This window comes from Halobacillus sp. BBL2006 (assembly GCF_000786645.1).
Lineage (GTDB): Bacteria > Bacillota > Bacilli > Bacillales > Halobacillaceae > Halobacillus.
In genome coordinates this window covers 1-13,960 of record NZ_JRNX01000476.1, presented here as the reverse complement: position 1 = coordinate 13,960, position 13,960 = coordinate 1, and the positions used below count along the sequence as shown (strand labels likewise).

At 40.4% G+C, this 13,960-nt stretch carries 17 protein-coding genes and 2 riboswitches; of the genes, 3 read left to right on the top strand and 14 right to left on the bottom strand.

All coding sequences use genetic code 11. The features are described 5' to 3' along the window. Window positions 1-29: 29 nt before the first annotated feature. The 4 genes from LD39_RS14185 to LD39_RS14170 all read right to left on the bottom strand — a co-directional run bounded on the left by LD39_RS14185 (window position 30) and on the right by LD39_RS14170 (window position 3,029). The gene (locus LD39_RS14185; protein WP_156112650.1) at window positions 30-395 is read right to left on the bottom strand and encodes a carboxymuconolactone decarboxylase family protein; all 366 of its coding nucleotides are present in this window, start codon (window positions 393-395) and stop codon (window positions 30-32) included. 66 nt (window positions 396-461) lie between these two features. Further along, the gene (locus LD39_RS14180) at window positions 462-1,316 is read right to left on the bottom strand and encodes a MetQ/NlpA family ABC transporter substrate-binding protein (RefSeq protein ID WP_035548329.1); all 855 of its coding nucleotides are present in this window, start codon (window positions 1,314-1,316) and stop codon (window positions 462-464) included. A 26-nt stretch (window positions 1,317-1,342) separates the two neighbouring features. Beyond that, on the bottom strand, window positions 1,343-2,011 hold the full coding sequence (locus tag LD39_RS14175; protein ID WP_035548326.1) for a methionine ABC transporter permease: 669 nt from the start codon (window positions 2,009-2,011) through the stop codon (window positions 1,343-1,345). After that, complete coding sequence (locus LD39_RS14170) at window positions 2,004-3,029, bottom strand: methionine ABC transporter ATP-binding protein (protein ID WP_035548322.1); 1,026 nt, start codon at window positions 3,027-3,029, stop codon at window positions 2,004-2,006. The genes LD39_RS14175 and LD39_RS14170 overlap by 8 nt, the downstream gene beginning before the upstream one ends. Before the next feature lie 73 nt (window positions 3,030-3,102). Next, a riboswitch (SAM riboswitch) is annotated at window positions 3,103-3,212 on the bottom strand. Window positions 3,213-3,389: 177 nt separating this feature from the next. After that, a riboswitch (SAM riboswitch) is annotated at window positions 3,390-3,497 on the bottom strand. 81 nt (window positions 3,498-3,578) lie between these two features. Between LD39_RS14170 and LD39_RS14165 the strand changes: the two genes are divergently transcribed. Beyond that, a complete protein-coding gene (locus LD39_RS14165; RefSeq protein ID WP_035548319.1) occupies window positions 3,579-3,995 on the top strand; it encodes a TlpA disulfide reductase family protein in 417 nt (138 codons plus the stop codon). Here the strand turns inward: LD39_RS14165 and LD39_RS14160 are convergent. The 9 genes from LD39_RS14160 to LD39_RS14120 all read right to left on the bottom strand — a co-directional run bounded on the left by LD39_RS14160 (window position 3,988) and on the right by LD39_RS14120 (window position 12,729). After that, window positions 3,988-4,308: a hypothetical protein gene (locus tag LD39_RS14160; RefSeq protein ID WP_035548316.1), complete on the bottom strand. Its 321-nt coding sequence runs from the start codon at window positions 4,306-4,308 to the stop codon at window positions 3,988-3,990. The two genes, LD39_RS14165 and LD39_RS14160, sit on opposite strands and share 8 nt — an antisense overlap. Before the next feature lie 98 nt (window positions 4,309-4,406). Continuing rightward, on the bottom strand, window positions 4,407-4,721 hold the full coding sequence (locus tag LD39_RS14155; RefSeq protein WP_052158881.1) for a thioredoxin family protein: 315 nt from the start codon (window positions 4,719-4,721) through the stop codon (window positions 4,407-4,409). A gap of 10 nt (window positions 4,722-4,731) precedes the next feature. Continuing rightward, complete coding sequence (locus LD39_RS14150; protein ID WP_035548313.1) at window positions 4,732-5,079, bottom strand: toprim domain-containing protein; 348 nt, start codon at window positions 5,077-5,079, stop codon at window positions 4,732-4,734. Window positions 5,080-5,216: 137 nt separating this feature from the next. After that, window positions 5,217-5,600, bottom strand: a complete 384-nt coding sequence (gene gcvH, locus LD39_RS14145; protein WP_035548310.1) for a glycine cleavage system protein GcvH — start codon at window positions 5,598-5,600, stop codon at window positions 5,217-5,219. Between the two features lie 85 nt (window positions 5,601-5,685). Next, window positions 5,686-6,042: an arsenate reductase family protein gene (locus tag LD39_RS14140; protein ID WP_035548307.1), complete on the bottom strand. Its 357-nt coding sequence runs from the start codon at window positions 6,040-6,042 to the stop codon at window positions 5,686-5,688. Between the two features lie 151 nt (window positions 6,043-6,193). Continuing rightward, window positions 6,194-7,975 carry an acyl-CoA dehydrogenase family protein gene (locus LD39_RS14135; protein WP_035548304.1) on the bottom strand — a complete coding sequence of 594 codons (1,782 nt, stop codon included), beginning with the start codon at window positions 7,973-7,975 and terminating at the stop codon, window positions 6,194-6,196. A gap of 15 nt (window positions 7,976-7,990) precedes the next feature. Beyond that, window positions 7,991-9,166: an acetyl-CoA C-acetyltransferase gene (locus LD39_RS14130; RefSeq protein ID WP_035548299.1), complete on the bottom strand. Its 1,176-nt coding sequence runs from the start codon at window positions 9,164-9,166 to the stop codon at window positions 7,991-7,993. A gap of 19 nt (window positions 9,167-9,185) precedes the next feature. Then, the gene (locus LD39_RS14125; protein WP_035548296.1) at window positions 9,186-11,585 is read right to left on the bottom strand and encodes a 3-hydroxyacyl-CoA dehydrogenase/enoyl-CoA hydratase family protein; all 2,400 of its coding nucleotides are present in this window, start codon (window positions 11,583-11,585) and stop codon (window positions 9,186-9,188) included. Between the two features lie 226 nt (window positions 11,586-11,811). Further along, window positions 11,812-12,729 carry a proline dehydrogenase family protein gene (locus tag LD39_RS14120; protein WP_035548294.1) on the bottom strand — a complete coding sequence of 306 codons (918 nt, stop codon included), beginning with the start codon at window positions 12,727-12,729 and terminating at the stop codon, window positions 11,812-11,814. Window positions 12,730-12,982: 253 nt separating this feature from the next. Between LD39_RS14120 and LD39_RS14115 the strand changes: the two genes are divergently transcribed. Together LD39_RS14115 and LD39_RS14110 are read left to right on the top strand one after the other, a co-directional pair. Next, window positions 12,983-13,246, top strand: a complete 264-nt coding sequence (locus LD39_RS14115) for a hypothetical protein (RefSeq protein WP_035548291.1) — start codon at window positions 12,983-12,985, stop codon at window positions 13,244-13,246. 13 nt (window positions 13,247-13,259) lie between these two features. Beyond that, window positions 13,260-13,592 carry a spore coat protein gene (locus LD39_RS14110; RefSeq protein WP_035548289.1) on the top strand — a complete coding sequence of 111 codons (333 nt, stop codon included), beginning with the start codon at window positions 13,260-13,262 and terminating at the stop codon, window positions 13,590-13,592. 48 nt (window positions 13,593-13,640) lie between these two features. On the opposite strand, the gene copZ is transcribed toward LD39_RS14110, so the two are convergent. Next, the gene (copZ, locus tag LD39_RS14105) at window positions 13,641-13,925 is read right to left on the bottom strand and encodes a copper chaperone CopZ (protein WP_369793251.1); all 285 of its coding nucleotides are present in this window, start codon (window positions 13,923-13,925) and stop codon (window positions 13,641-13,643) included. Window positions 13,926-13,960: the final 35 nt, after the last annotated feature.

Sequence of the window (13,960 nt, the reverse complement as noted above, 5' to 3'; positions counted from 1 at the left end):
GTTTTTCTTTATTTTTCTAATTATTCAATTCAATTTACGTTCGTTGTAAGGTCAGCGTATGCGTCCTGGACTAATGTCACGGCTTGACTCAAAGCTGCACCTCCACCAAATGCAGCAGCAACACCACATGCTTCTAATACTTCTTTTTCACTAGCCCCTTGATCAACACATCCCTTAGTGTGATAAATCATGCAATATTCATCTTGAGCAACGATACTGATCCCTAAGGCCATTAATTGTTTTTGTTTTTTGGATAATTCTCCTTCTTTGAAACAGGCTTCTGAAAATTGACTAAACTGATGGGAAACTTCAGGCATACGTTCTGAGAATATTCCCATTCCTTCCTTATAATCATGCAGATAAGCTTGTGTCCAATTCATTTCTTGTTCTGGCATCATCATAACCTCCAAAAAAATAAGTGACTGCGGTTAGTATAAACCGCAATCACCTATTTTATCCGCTTATTCCGATGCTCCCTCTACAGGGACAACTGCTCCATCATATTCTTCTTTAATGAAGCTTTGAATTTCTTCAGAACGAAGAACCTCAACTAGCTTATTTAGCGCTTCGGAATCTTTGTCTTTGCTTTGAGCTGCTACAACATTGACATAAGGAGAATCTGTGCCTTCAAGAATAATCGCATCTTCTTTAGGAACAAGTCCTGCTTCAATGGCATAGTTTGTGTTAATTGCTGCAAGCACATTTTCTTCACGTTTATAAACTTCAGGAAGGTTGGCAGCATCTACCCCTGTATCAAACTCAAGGTTTTTCGGATTTTCTACAATATCATCAACCGTCGCATCTACCTTTTTAACGCTCTCATCCAGCTTAATTAGCCCTTCTTTCTCTAATAAGGAAAGAACACGGCCGTGAGTAGAAACAGAACGGCTCATGACTAGTGTTGTACCTTCTTCAATATCTTCAATATTGTCATACTTTTGCGAGTAAACACCAATTGGTTCAATATGAATACCACCAAGGTTTACAAAATCATATCCATTCTCCTCTTCTTGCAATTCTAAGTAAGGAATGGTTTGAAAGTAGTTCGCATCTATACGTCCTTCAGCCAAATCTTTATTTGGTAGGATGTAGTCCTGATATTCTTCAATCTTTAACGTAATTCCTTCTTCTTTAAGAATAGGTTTTGCTTGTTCCAATACTTCAGCATGAGGAACACTCGTTGCCCCTACTTTAATTTCAGAGCTTTCCTTACCGCTGCTTTCTTCAGAACCTGATGTATCGTCTTCAGAAGAACCACATGCAGTGAGTACAAGTACAAACAATAAAGCCAATGCGGCTGTCCATAATTTTTTCATTTTAAAACTCTCCCTTTTTATAATATTTATCTTTTATCCAATTTACGGGTAATAAGATCACCGATAAATTGGAAAATAAACACAATGATAATAATTAGTATCGTACACATAAATACAACATCCCAGTTACTTCGCTGGAAGCCATAGAAGTAAGCAAAGTCGCCTAAACCACCAGACCCGATAGCTCCCGCTACAGCTGTGTAACCGATTAAAGCAATGGCGGTTACTGTAATTCCTGATATTAGGGCTGGCATCGATTCCGGAAGCAGTACTTTAAAAATAATGGTTGAGTATTTTGCCCCCATCGATTTCGCAGCTTCCACCACCCCTTTATCTACTTCTTTCAAGGCGATCTCAACTAAACGGGCATAGAATGGAGCACCTCCAATAATAAGGGCAGGTAAGGCAGCTTTTGGACCACGGATGGTTCCCATTAAGAAATCAGTAAATGGGAATAATAGCAAAATTAATATAATAAAAGGAATCGCACGGAATACGTTAACTACGGAAGCTGTGATCACATTCAAGACTTTGTTTTGCCAAAGTCCTCCTGGTCCAGATAAGAAGAGAAGTAACCCAAGGAGCAGGCCAATAATAAACGTTCCTGCAACAGAAACTAAAGTCATATAAAGGGTTTCGTTCGTAGCTGTAATCATATCTTCCATACTTACATTCGGAAACCATTGATTAAGCATTTGGATTCACCTCCACTTCAACTGAGGTGGATTCAATATATTGGATTGCCCGTTCAACTTCATCTCTTTCTCCCTCAAACTGCACGAACATAGTTCCATAAGCACCTTTTTGGGTTTGAGTGATCTTCCCATGAAGGATGTTGACATCCAACTCAAACTTTCTTGATAGGTCACTAATTAACGCCTGATTCGCACTATCTCCGACGAAGTGAAGTCGAACAATCTCTCCACTCTTGTAGTTATCCTTGATCAACCCAAGAGAATGCTCTTTCTCTGGATCTCCCATGACCTGATCGACAAATCTCTTCGTCACTTGTTGTTTCGGATGAAGGAACACGTCAAGAACCTCTCCCTGTTCGACAATTCTTCCTTCTTCCATAACCGCCACCTGATGACAAATTTTTCGAATAACATGCATTTCATGGGTGATCAGTACGATGGTAAGTCCAAGTTTTTGGTTGATATCCACAAGCAAGTCTAAAATGGAATCTGTTGTTTCCGGATCCAGCGCAGAGGTTGCTTCGTCACACAATAGAACTTTTGGATTGTTGGCTAATGCTCGGGCAATGCCGACCCGCTGCTTTTGTCCACCGCTAAGCTGGGAAGGATATGAATTCCCTCGACCACTAAGGCCAACTAAATCGACCAGTTCATTTACTCTTTTTTGCCGCTCTGCTTTAGGTATACCGGCAATTTCTAGAGGAAAAGCGATATTGTCATGAACGGTTCTAGACCAAAGTAAGTTGAAGTGCTGAAAAATCATGCCAATTTCCTGGCGGGCTACTCTCAACTTCCCTTTACTCAGTGAGGTCAGCTCCTGATCATCGATGGTTACTTGACCGTCTGTCGGATCTTCCAGCCGGTTCAATAACCTTATGAATGTACTTTTACCGGCGCCGCTATAACCAATCACACCGTAGATTTCACCTTTTTTTATAGACAGATCAAGATTGTCTACTGCTCGGACTTCTCTGTCTTTTGTCTGAAAAACTTTGGATAAGCCTTTGATTGTAATCATGTTGTTCCCTCCAATAAAAAACGCCTTTCTGTCCGAGAACAGAAAGGCGTAAGTATCCATCGTCAAATCTGTTCTCTCATCTATCAGGGCTTTTGCTCTGCAGGAATTGGCACCTTATCAAGTTAAAAACTTGTTGGTTGCCGGGCATCATCGGGCCAGTCCCTCCGCCACTCTGGATAAGAGATTTTAATATATTAAATTTTTATTGCTTTAACTCGTTTAAGTAGTACAAAAAGGATTTTAGCACCGCTCAAATCATGTGTCAACTGAAAAAGCTGAAAATTAAATAGATTCATAAAACAAAAATAAGCATTAAAAAAATCCCTTCTAATTTAAGAAGAGATCTACCTAATTTACCTCTTCTCATCTATCAAAGCCGTACATGCTTTGCAGGAATTAGCACCGTGCTCATGTTGAGCCGGTTGCTGGGCATCAAAGGGCCAGTCCCTCCGCCACTCTGGATAAGTGAAGATGTCGATATGAAATTATTGAATATGTTAGCATTGTACTACACAAACGTCAACATTAAAAAAAGAGGAGCGTATAAAATTGGAAAAAGCACCTTTGTTTGAATTACCTTATATTCATTCTAATGAGACCTATCAATTAAAAGAAGATCTTGGAAAAGTCATTGTACTGACGTTTTGGGCATCTTGGTGTCCGGACTGCGGCAAAGACTTACCAAAAAAAGAACAGCTTTTTAAAACAATGGATCATGAAAAAGTAAAAATGCTGACAATAAATGTGGTAGGTCGAGAAAGAATGGAAGAAAAAGGAATTAGATATGCTGAAGAATTCTTAACTCAGCCTACTTTGAAGGACAGAGGCAGAGAAGTATATGACCTCTACGAGAGCGAAGGAGTTCCCACCACAATCATCATTGATCAGCAAGGCAACATTTATAATAAATTTGGTGATAAAGCTTCCTTTTTAGAAATTGTAGAATCTATCGGAAATCTCATCTAGAAAGTAGAAGCAATGATTCCATAAATAGGATGTTTCGGTATGCTCCCTGAACGTTGATCATCGTTTCAGGCAGAGAGGTCAGTTTTTTACTTCCTTTAAATAGCTCTTCCATAACTGTACTGGAAGATCTCAACAATAGATTCCCCTGTCCTTCTTGCTTTGATTTGAAATGAACACCTGTATGATCGATAAATAAATAAATCAAATGCTGTCCGATTTCGAGAACAACGTTGAGTTTCCTCTCCCGCCAAGCAGGCAGCAGATCATAACGGCGATTAACATTCTCAATCCATTCATGAATAAAATCGATCATAAAAAACTCCTCCTTTTATTGTATAAGAATTCTTTATAAGGAGGAGTCAACCCTTTCTCGGAAACGAAAAATCGTTCGTCATTTCCCGGGTAATTAGGTTATTGTTTTACATATTTTGAGACTTTTTCATACATGTTCGTGACGGAATGAAAAGCATAAACCTTTTCAATCAAATGCCCCTTCTCCGTTACTAAAAGACAGGGAACACTTTCTATCCGATACCTTTCCATTAGATCAGGATGTAAAGAGGCATTGAATTCCCAAAAGATCTCCCACCCATACGTGGCCTCTACCGTTGTCAGCATTTGTCGTGCTAAATGGCAGGTACCACAGAAAGGACTGTGGATGAAAGTTAGGACTGGCGTTTCACTAGTTAAAACTGTCTCTATATTTTTATGTTCTATTTCTTGCAAAATGTGCCTCCTAAATCAAATAAATCGGTTTTACACTGAAATGCCTGCTTAACAAAGCTCTAGCCAATTCTGGCTCAGGGGTCGCAGCAACTTCTCTAAATGCTTTATCAATATAGATATGTTCCGCATGTGGAAGTTCCTCAGTGAGTTGTTTCCTCAACTTATTGCCAGAATCGTCCTCATCCACAAGAATATAGACTGAACGGTCATCTAAATTGAAGTCTAAGATCAACTCTTCCATCCGTTCAACCCCTAGAGTACCATGGGTGCAAATGATTTCAATATCCTCATCTAAAACCTTTTTGAGCTTTTTCTTATCCGTGATTCCCTCAACAATGACAATTCGCTCTTTATCCATTTCCTATCACCCACTATATTAAAACAGACCATGTCTAAGGGACATGGTCTGAACATGATTAATATGGTACACGATCATGTCAGACAAGGAATCTTATGTAGCCCCTGTCTGTACAAACACTTCTGATAAGTTATCGATTAATCCTCATTAATCATTTCTTCATATTGTTCTGGAGTCATCAGTTCATCCATTTCAGAAGAATCGCTCGGTTCTACAACAACCATCCAAGCTTTATCGTATGGAGATTCATTTACGAATTCAGGACTATCTTCTAGTTCTTCGTTAATCTCCACTACTTTACCACTAACAGGTGCGTAAAGTTCGGATACGGTTTTAACAGATTCTACACTACCAAATGGTTCATCAGCTTCAAGCTCGTCCCCAACCTCTGGTAATTCAACAAAAACAATATCACCTAGTTCTGATTGAGCGAAGTCTGTGATGCCGATACGAACTTTTTGCCCTTCGTCTTTTACCCATTCATGTTCTTCTGAATAACGTAGATCTTTTGGTAGACTCATTGCAATCCCTCCACAATAATGATTATTATTTAACAACAATTATAAACATAAAAGCTGAACGCTTTTATTTCCAATTTTCTGCTCACTATTTCCAGACATTTTCAAATGTTTCTGGTTTAAAACCCACAGTAACGTTTTGTCCGTCACTAACGATTGGGCGCTTGATAAGCATGCCGTCTGAAGCAAGCCATTCGATCATCTCTTCTTCTGATGCCTCTTTTAGCTTTTCCTTCATATTCAGTTCTCTATACTTCTTTCCACTCGTATTAAAAAACTTTCGAGCAGGTAATTCACTTTTTGCAATTAGTGACTTCAACTCTGATTGGGAAGGAGGCTCGTCGACGATATGTATGGAGTTATAATCTACGCCTTCCTTGTCCAACCATTTCTTTGCTTTTTTACATGTCCCACAATTCGGGTACCAATAGAAGGTCACAGTCAAGCTCTCATCCTCCTTTATCTTTGTTGATTTTTATTTTACCATACTAAAGCTGTATTTTTCATGGATTTATCAATTTGAAAATATAATCTGTGATTCTCAGATGAAAAACCCCCACTTCGAAACTGTTCGAAATGAGGGCTTGGGAATATGATTATACCGTATATTTTTCAGTTTCAATTAGGCGTGCAGCGATTTCACGCTTTTTAGCAATTACGTTCGTTGGAGTATGGCGAGTCAATTTGCGTAAAGCCCCGAGCATCATACGAAGCGAGTCTCCTGATTCCGCGGCAATCAGCGTTTCTTTTGCATGCGCTTCAATTCTATTGAAGGCTTCTTGAGTGTAAACTTGCGTATAGAGTAACTTCTGCTTATTCTTCCCTTCACCAGATTTTTGGATGGCTTTTTCCGTACGAAGAACCGCAGACTCCATATTGTAGATTTCTCCTACGATATCTGCTATGTTCACAAGAAGTTCCTGCTCATTCTCAAGTTTTTCGCCATATTTCTGAGCAGCCAGACCCGCAGCCAGTAAACCAATTTTCTTAGCATTTTTAAGCAGATATTTTTCTTGTTCCAATGTTTCGATACCAGGCTCTTCTGGCATCATCATCATAATTTCTTCTTGCAGCGTCTGAGCTTTCTGAAGTAAAGGCAATTCGCCCTTCATCGCTTTTTTCAAAAGTGTACCAGGTACGATCATCCGATTGATTTCATTGGTACCTTCGAATATACGGTTGATTCTTGAGTCTCGATATATACGTTCTACTTCGTACTCAGCCATGAATCCGTAACCACCATGGATTTGAACAGCCTCATCCGATGCGAAATCAAGCAGCTCTGTACCGAATACTTTGTTAAGTGAACATTCAATCGCATATTCAGCTATTACTTTAGCTACTGCAGCTCCATCTTTTAATTCTTCTTCTGTTAATTTACCCATACTTTGTTCAAACAGACCAACCGTTCTATACACTGCACTTTCGTTGGCATAAGTGTTTGCTGCTACGGAAGCGATCTTCTCTTGGATCAATGGGAAGCTGGCAATAGGTGTTTTAAATTGTTTACGCTCTTTAGCGTATTTGACGGAGAGTTCCAGCGCTCGCTTGGAACCACCTACACCACCAATCGCCAGTTTGTAGCGACCTACGTTAAGAATGTTGAACGCGATAACATGACCGCGGCCGATTTCTCCAAGCACGTTTTCTACAGGAACCTCAACGTCCTCCAGTACAAGTGTACGAGTAGAGGAACTTTTGATTCCCATCTTCTTCTCTTCAGGACCAGTTGAAACACCTAGATAATCGCGTTCTACAATGAAGGCAGTAAATTTATCACCGTCAATCTTAGCATATACAACGAAAACATCTGCAAAAGCAGAATTGGTAATCCACTGTTTCTCACCGTTTAAGACATAATGAGTTCCGGCCTCATTTAATTTCGCGGTCGTTTTCGCACCAAGGGCATCAGAGCCGGATCCTGGTTCAGTCAATGCATAGGCAGCGATCTTTTCTCCTGTAGCTAGAAGTGGCAAGTACTTCTGCTTTTGGTCTTCATTTCCGAAAAACACAATTGGAAGAGATCCTATCCCTACATGAGCTCCATGAGTTACAGAAAAGCCACCCGCTCTTGAAAATTTCTCGGTAATCAAAGAAGAACTGATTTTATCTAGCTGTAAACCGCCATATTCTTCTGGAACATCTGCTCCAAGCAGCCCTAAATCTCCCGCTTTTTTCAGCAGGGCAACAGAATGTTCAAATTCATGGTTTTCCAAGTTTTCAATTTTTGGTACGACTTCACCTAAAACAAAGTCTTCGGCAGTCTTGGCAATCATTAAATGTTCGTCGGTGAAATCCTCCGGTGTGATTATGTCTGAAGCAGCCAAATCCTCAACGATGAATCCGCCACCTTTAATCATTTCTTTTAAATCGCTCATTTAATTTTCCTCCTTTTATAATAACTCGAAGACGCCAGCAGCTCCCATACCGCCGCCAATACACATTGTTACCACACCAAATTGTTCGTTACGACGCTTCATTTCGTGAATCAAGCTTAATGTAAGTTTCGTTCCTGTGCAGCCAAGCGGATGACCTAAAGCAATCGCTCCACCATTCACATTCACTTTATCCGGATTAAGACCAAGCTCTCTAATTACACGGAGAGATTGTGAGGCAAACGCTTCGTTGAGTTCGAATAAACCGATATCAGAAAGGCTTAAACCAGCAAGTTTGAGCGCTTTAGGAACAGCTTCTATAGGTCCTACCCCCATAATTTCCGGTTCTACACCAGCTACTGCGAAGGACCTGAATTTGACTAGAGGTGTCAACCCGTCAGACACAGCCTTTTCTCTATCCATCACTAATACTGAAGCAGCACCATCACTCATTTGCGAAGAGTTTCCGGCTGTAACAGAACCTTTAGTGGAGAAGGCTGGCTTAAGTTTAGCTAAAACGTCTGTCGTTGTTCCCGGACGCACACCTTCATCGACGGAAAAAGTCCGCTTGGTTTCTCTCACTTTATTGTCATAGCCTAAAATTCGATCGGTAACTTCCACGGGAACGGTTTCATCAGCAAACTTGCCTTCTTTAATGGCTTGAGCAGCTCGCTCATGACTTTGTGCAGCAAAAGCATCCTGATCCTCTCTGGAAATTCCGAAACGACTCGCTACCTCTTCTGCTGTATGCCCCATTGACATGTAGTATTCAGGCGCATTTTCGACAAGGTTGATGTTCGGCTTTATGACATGGCCTCCCATTGGAATCAAACTCATAGACTCTGCTCCGCCCGCAATTGCGGATTCACTATGACCAAGCATAATTTTTTCAGCTGCATATGCGATACTTTGTAATCCTGAAGAACAGTAACGATTGATCGTAATGGCAGGTACTTTATGGTGAAGTCCAGCCAGCCCTGCAATATTTCTTGCCATATTCATCCCCTGCTCTGCTTCAGGCATCGCACAGCCGATGATGACATCATCTATATTTCCTTCGTAATGATTAGCACGTTTCAGTGTTTCTTTTATCGTTAATGCTGCGAGATCATCAGGACGGGTACTTGCGAGCGAACCCTTCTTCGCCCGACCGACAGGTGTCCGAGCTCCAGCTACAATGACTGCTTCTTTCACATTCCTTCCCCCTTTAAAATTAATTACGCAGCGGCTTACCTTTCATTAACATATGCTGCATGCGCGCCTGAGATTTTGCCTCTCCTACGAGACTTAAAAATGCTTCGCGCTCTAGGTCCAACAAATATTGTTCATCGACTAGGCTGCCCTCTTTCAATCGACCCCCTGCCAATACAAAAGCAAGTTTTTCTGCAATTTTTAAGTCATGTTCACTTGCATAACCACTAAGGGCGAGCGACTTGGCTCCTAGCAACATCGTGGCGTAGCCTTGTTCTCCAACCACTGGAATCTTCGTTCGTTTAGGAGCATTATATCCAGAGTTTGCAAGTGCGAGCACTTTCTCCTTAGCATCATGTAACAGGTGATCTCCGTTTACACTGATAGCATCCATGCGATCTAAAAAGCCATTTTCTCTCGCTTCTTCGCCAGAAGTTGACACTTTAGCCATTGCAATTTTCTCAAACACGCTGTTGGCAACTTTCTGAAGGTCAAACTCAACACCTTTAGGGATGTTTCTCAAATGTTTGATGTAAAGTTCCTTATTTCCACCACCGCCAGGGATCAATCCAACACCTGTTTCGACCAGCCCCATGTAGGTTTCTTGTGAAGCTTGAATCGCATCAGACGGCAAACATACTTCCGCTCCTCCGCCCAGTGTCATTCCAAACGGTGCTGCTACCACAGGTTTATCAGAATATTTCAGTCTCATCATGGCATCTTGGAAGTTCTTCACAACCATTTCAATCTCGAAAAAGTTGAAGTCTTGCGCTTCCATTAAGATCATTCCTAAGTTCGCTCCAACACAGAAATTCTTTCCTTGATTTCCAATGACGAGTCCTTTGAAATGATCATCTACATGATCAACAGCGAAGTTGACCATTTGAATGATATCAAGGCCGATCGCATTACTTTGAGAGTGAAATTCCAGTCCGGCCACTCCATCGCCGAGATCAACTAAGCTTGCACCTGCATTCTTCTTGATTACTTCTCTTTCTTCTTTCAAACGCTTTAAGTTAATATTCTTCGGATTAAAAGACTGTTCTCTATAATTACCATTATGGTAAAAGTAAACGTTTCCATTTTCTTTCTTATAGAAGCTGGTGATTCCTTTGTCGATCATATCTTCAACCCAGGAAGGTATTGTATCCCCTTCTTCCTTCATACGTTCGACGGACTTTTGGACGCCGATTGCATCCCACATTTCAAACGGGCCGTGTTCCCATCCGAATCCCCAACGCATTGCTTCATCGATTGATGGAACATCGTCAGCAATTTCTCCATATAGCTCAGCAGAATAGAGCAGAACTGGTTTAACAATGGACCAAATAAGATCCCCGGCACGATCTCCTTTTGCAGAAATCAGCGCTTTCAACTTTCGTTTCGATCCTTTTTCTTGTTTGGCCATTTCTGTCGCTTTGGTCTTTAATTTTTGTCTGGATTCATATTCTAACGTTTCAGGATTCAACTGCAGGATTTCGCTTCCTTTTTCACTTTTCTTTTTAAGAAAGAAACCTTGCCCACTCTTTGCTCCTAGCCAACCATTTTCCAACATGGATTTCATGAAAGGTGGAACTTCAAAAGCCTTTTTCTCATTCCCTTCCACTTGATCATATACATTGTTCGCTACGTGAATGAAAGTATCTAAGCCGACAACATCCAGGGTACGGAAGGTAGCACTTTTTGGACGGCCGATCATCGGTCCGGTAACTGAATCCACTTCCCCCACACTGTAGCCTTTCTCAAGCATTTGCTGCACTGTAACCAGCAAACCATAAGTCCCAATACGATTAGCGATGAAGTTCGGTGTATCTTTTGCTTCTACCACACCTTTACCAAGAACATCTTCACCGAACGTCTTCATGAAGGAGAGGACGTCAGGGTCTGTATCTTTGGTCGGAATGACCTCTAATAGCTTAAGGTAACGAGGCGGATTGAAAAAATGAGTGCCTAAGAAATGTTTGCGCAGGTCATCACTGCACTCTGCAGACATTGCTTCAATAGAAATACCTGATGTGTTCGAGCTTATAATTGAACCCTCTTTACGATGCTGATCAACCTCTTCCAATACCTTTCGCTTCACATCAAGGTTTTCAACGACGACTTCAATGATCCAATCGACATCATTTAATTTTTCCATATCATCGCTCATGTTCCCGACCCCAATCAATTCAAGACTGGATCTGCTAGTTAAAGGCGATGGCTTTTGTTTTTTCAAAGCTTCCTTATTCAGGGCAGCGATTCGATTTCTTACAGCCTTATCTTCTAAGGTCAGTCCTTTCTGCTTCTCTTGCTCCGTCAACTCACGTGGTACTATATCGAGCATTAAAGTCGGTATTCCGACATTAGCTAAGTGAGCAGCAATTCCAGCCCCCATGACACCTGAACCAAGGACTGCAGCGCGCTTGATTTTTCGATTCATTAAATGGTCCCCCTTACTTTGAATGAATACTCATTCATTTTACAGTCAAAAAAATAAAACTGCTCAAATCGTTTCTACATTTAATATAAATTATTTTCTGATATTTCGCAATCCTTTTTTGTATCATTGTCTTGCAAAATATTCCTAAAAGCTTCAACTAAACTGGTTATTCGCTTACCATTAGTGTATGTAGAGGCATCTGTTTTGAGAGATACCTCTATAAAAATTATTTCCCGAATACACCTTTTAGAACAAAAGCAACGTTCGCTGGACGCTCGGCTAAACGTCTCATAAAGTATCCATACCAGTCATTACCGTAAGGAACATACACACGCATGTGGTAGCCCTCTTTTACGAGCTCCTCTTGTCGATCAACCCGAATTCCATACAACATCTGAAATTCAAATTGGTCTTTTGGAATGCCGTTCTCCTCAACTAATTGTTTTGTATATTCAATCATGGCATCATCGTGGGTTGCAACTGCCGTATAATTTCCATTCAACAGATGCAGCTTGATGATCTTTTTATAGTTCTCGTCTACATCTTTCTTATCAGGAAAGGCTACCTTAGGAGATTCTTTATATGCCCCTTTTACTAAACGCAGGTTTGGATTGTATTGATTCAGATCTTCAATGTCTTCTACCGTTCGATAAAGATAGGACTGTAACACTGTTCCAATGTGCTTGTAGTCTTCACGCAGCTGTTTGAAAATTTTAATCGTCTGCTCGCATCGCTCGTGATCCTCCATGTCTATGGTTACAAACACATCTTTTTGCTCAGCAACATCCAGAATACGCCGCATATTCTCCATGACTAAATCTTCAGAAATATCCAACCCCATGGAAGTCAACTTCAAGGACAATTGAGAATCCAGCTGATGTTCCGCAATCGCTTTGATCGCTTCAATACAACCGTCAGCTGCTTCACGTGCTTCTTCTTTGCTATCTATAAATTCACCTAGATGATCGATCGTCACCGCCATACCTTTATGGTTTAGTTCTTTAATCGTCTGTACAGCGTTAGGTATTGTTTCACCGGCAACGAACCGGCCTGCACCAAATCGCAGTCCGTATCTTTTAGCCAGTTTGGTGAAGAAACGATTCTTGGATAAAAATAAAAAGAAATTACGCAGTATTTGTTCCATACGAACATCCCCCTAATACAAGGTTAATAACATTTAAAAACTTTTTATCTAATCACTGTATAAGTTTTTAGAAAATTGTGTTTTGTAATCGATAACACACTTCCATTTTATCATTTATCAAAAAAAATGGGTACGAAATCGCTGAATATTCGACACAACCCTATAAATTTTTTCCAATTAAAATGGATATTTATATGATAGAAGCTGTTCCTTAGGGGATACTAATGGCGAATAATGAAGGAGGTTGAAAATTATGCAACAACAGAATGAAATGTCATCTATAAACCAGGCCCAGCCAATGGCACAGGTTCCTAATGTCGTGAGCACTAAAGACCAATTGTACATCTCCGATATGTTGTCTTGGAACTTGAATGCATGTAAAAAGGCACACTTCTTTGCACAGAACTGTCAGACTCCTGAGATTCAAGCAGCTCTTGAAGAGGCTGGCCAAATGCATCAACGGCACTACAACAAAATTCTCAACCATTTGAACGCACAAAAACAACAAACGAATTAAGGAGGTTTCATGAATGAATCAATCTGCAAATAAAATTCAAAATCCTGAGACAAGCGTTCCTAAAACGCCTCAAATGAATGAACGGGACTTTTTGAATGACCAATTGACAACGGAAAAGTATATGACAGCCTCCTATAACATTGCTCTAAATGAGGCTAGCAACCAAACACTTTATCAAGATCTTGCTACAATCTTCAAAGAAACACAGGATTGCCAGAGAAATTTATATAACTTGATGTTCAAAAACGGATGGTACGGAGTGGAACAAGAACAACAGCAGAAGGTTCAGCAGACTTATCAGCAGTTTACTGGATATAAAGCCCAACTACCCTACAATATCCAATAGTTTTTTTGCTTTCCTATAAATAGAAAAGCCCGGCCAAAGCCGGGTTTTTTATCCTACAGGTTCATAACCTTGCGCTTCAATTGCATCCTTCATAAGTGTTTTTGATACATAGGCTTCATCATACGTAACATCCACTTTCCCGCTATCTAAGTCAACTTCTACTCCGTGAACGCCTTCTAATTCACCAAGCGCATTTTTCACCGACTTCTCACAATGTTCACAAGTCATTCCATTTACTTCTAATGTCAACTGCATAATGCACAACCTTTCTTCTATATGAATATTTAATGACTGATTTAGCCATTTCAAACTCTTACCATTTGTATTCCACATTTCTCCTGTGAATTAACTTCTTATTTATTTTCTTT

Excerpts from the sequence above, each read along its gene's own strand:
- LD39_RS14185 (WP_156112650.1), bottom strand. The coding sequence starts at position 395 with ATGCCAGAACAAGAAATGAATTGGACACAAGCTTATCTGCATGATTAT.
- LD39_RS14180 (WP_035548329.1), bottom strand. The coding sequence starts at position 1,316 with ATGAAAAAATTATGGACAGCCGCATTGGCTTTATTGTTTGTACTTGTA.
- LD39_RS14175 (WP_035548326.1), bottom strand. The coding sequence starts at position 2,011 with ATGCTTAATCAATGGTTTCCGAATGTAAGTATGGAAGATATGATTACA.
- LD39_RS14170 (WP_035548322.1), bottom strand. The coding sequence starts at position 3,029 with ATGATTACAATCAAAGGCTTATCCAAAGTTTTTCAGACAAAAGACAGA.
- LD39_RS14160 (WP_035548316.1), bottom strand. The coding sequence starts at position 4,308 with ATGATCGATTTTATTCATGAATGGATTGAGAATGTTAATCGCCGTTAT.
- LD39_RS14150 (WP_035548313.1), bottom strand. The coding sequence starts at position 5,079 with ATGGATAAAGAGCGAATTGTCATTGTTGAGGGAATCACGGATAAGAAA.
- gcvH (WP_035548310.1), bottom strand. The coding sequence starts at position 5,600 with ATGAGTCTACCAAAAGATCTACGTTATTCAGAAGAACATGAATGGGTA.
- LD39_RS14135 (WP_035548304.1), bottom strand. The coding sequence starts at position 7,975 with ATGAGCGATTTAAAAGAAATGATTAAAGGTGGCGGATTCATCGTTGAG.
- LD39_RS14125 (WP_035548296.1), bottom strand. The coding sequence starts at position 11,585 with ATGAATCGAAAAATCAAGCGCGCTGCAGTCCTTGGTTCAGGTGTCATG.
- LD39_RS14120 (WP_035548294.1), bottom strand. The coding sequence starts at position 12,729 with ATGGAACAAATACTGCGTAATTTCTTTTTATTTTTATCCAAGAATCGT.
- LD39_RS14115 (WP_035548291.1), top strand. The coding sequence starts at position 12,983 with ATGCAACAACAGAATGAAATGTCATCTATAAACCAGGCCCAGCCAATG.
- LD39_RS14110 (WP_035548289.1), top strand. The coding sequence starts at position 13,260 with ATGAATCAATCTGCAAATAAAATTCAAAATCCTGAGACAAGCGTTCCT.
- copZ (WP_369793251.1), bottom strand. The coding sequence starts at position 13,925 with ATGTGGAATACAAATGGTAAGAGTTTGAAATGGCTAAATCAGTCATTA.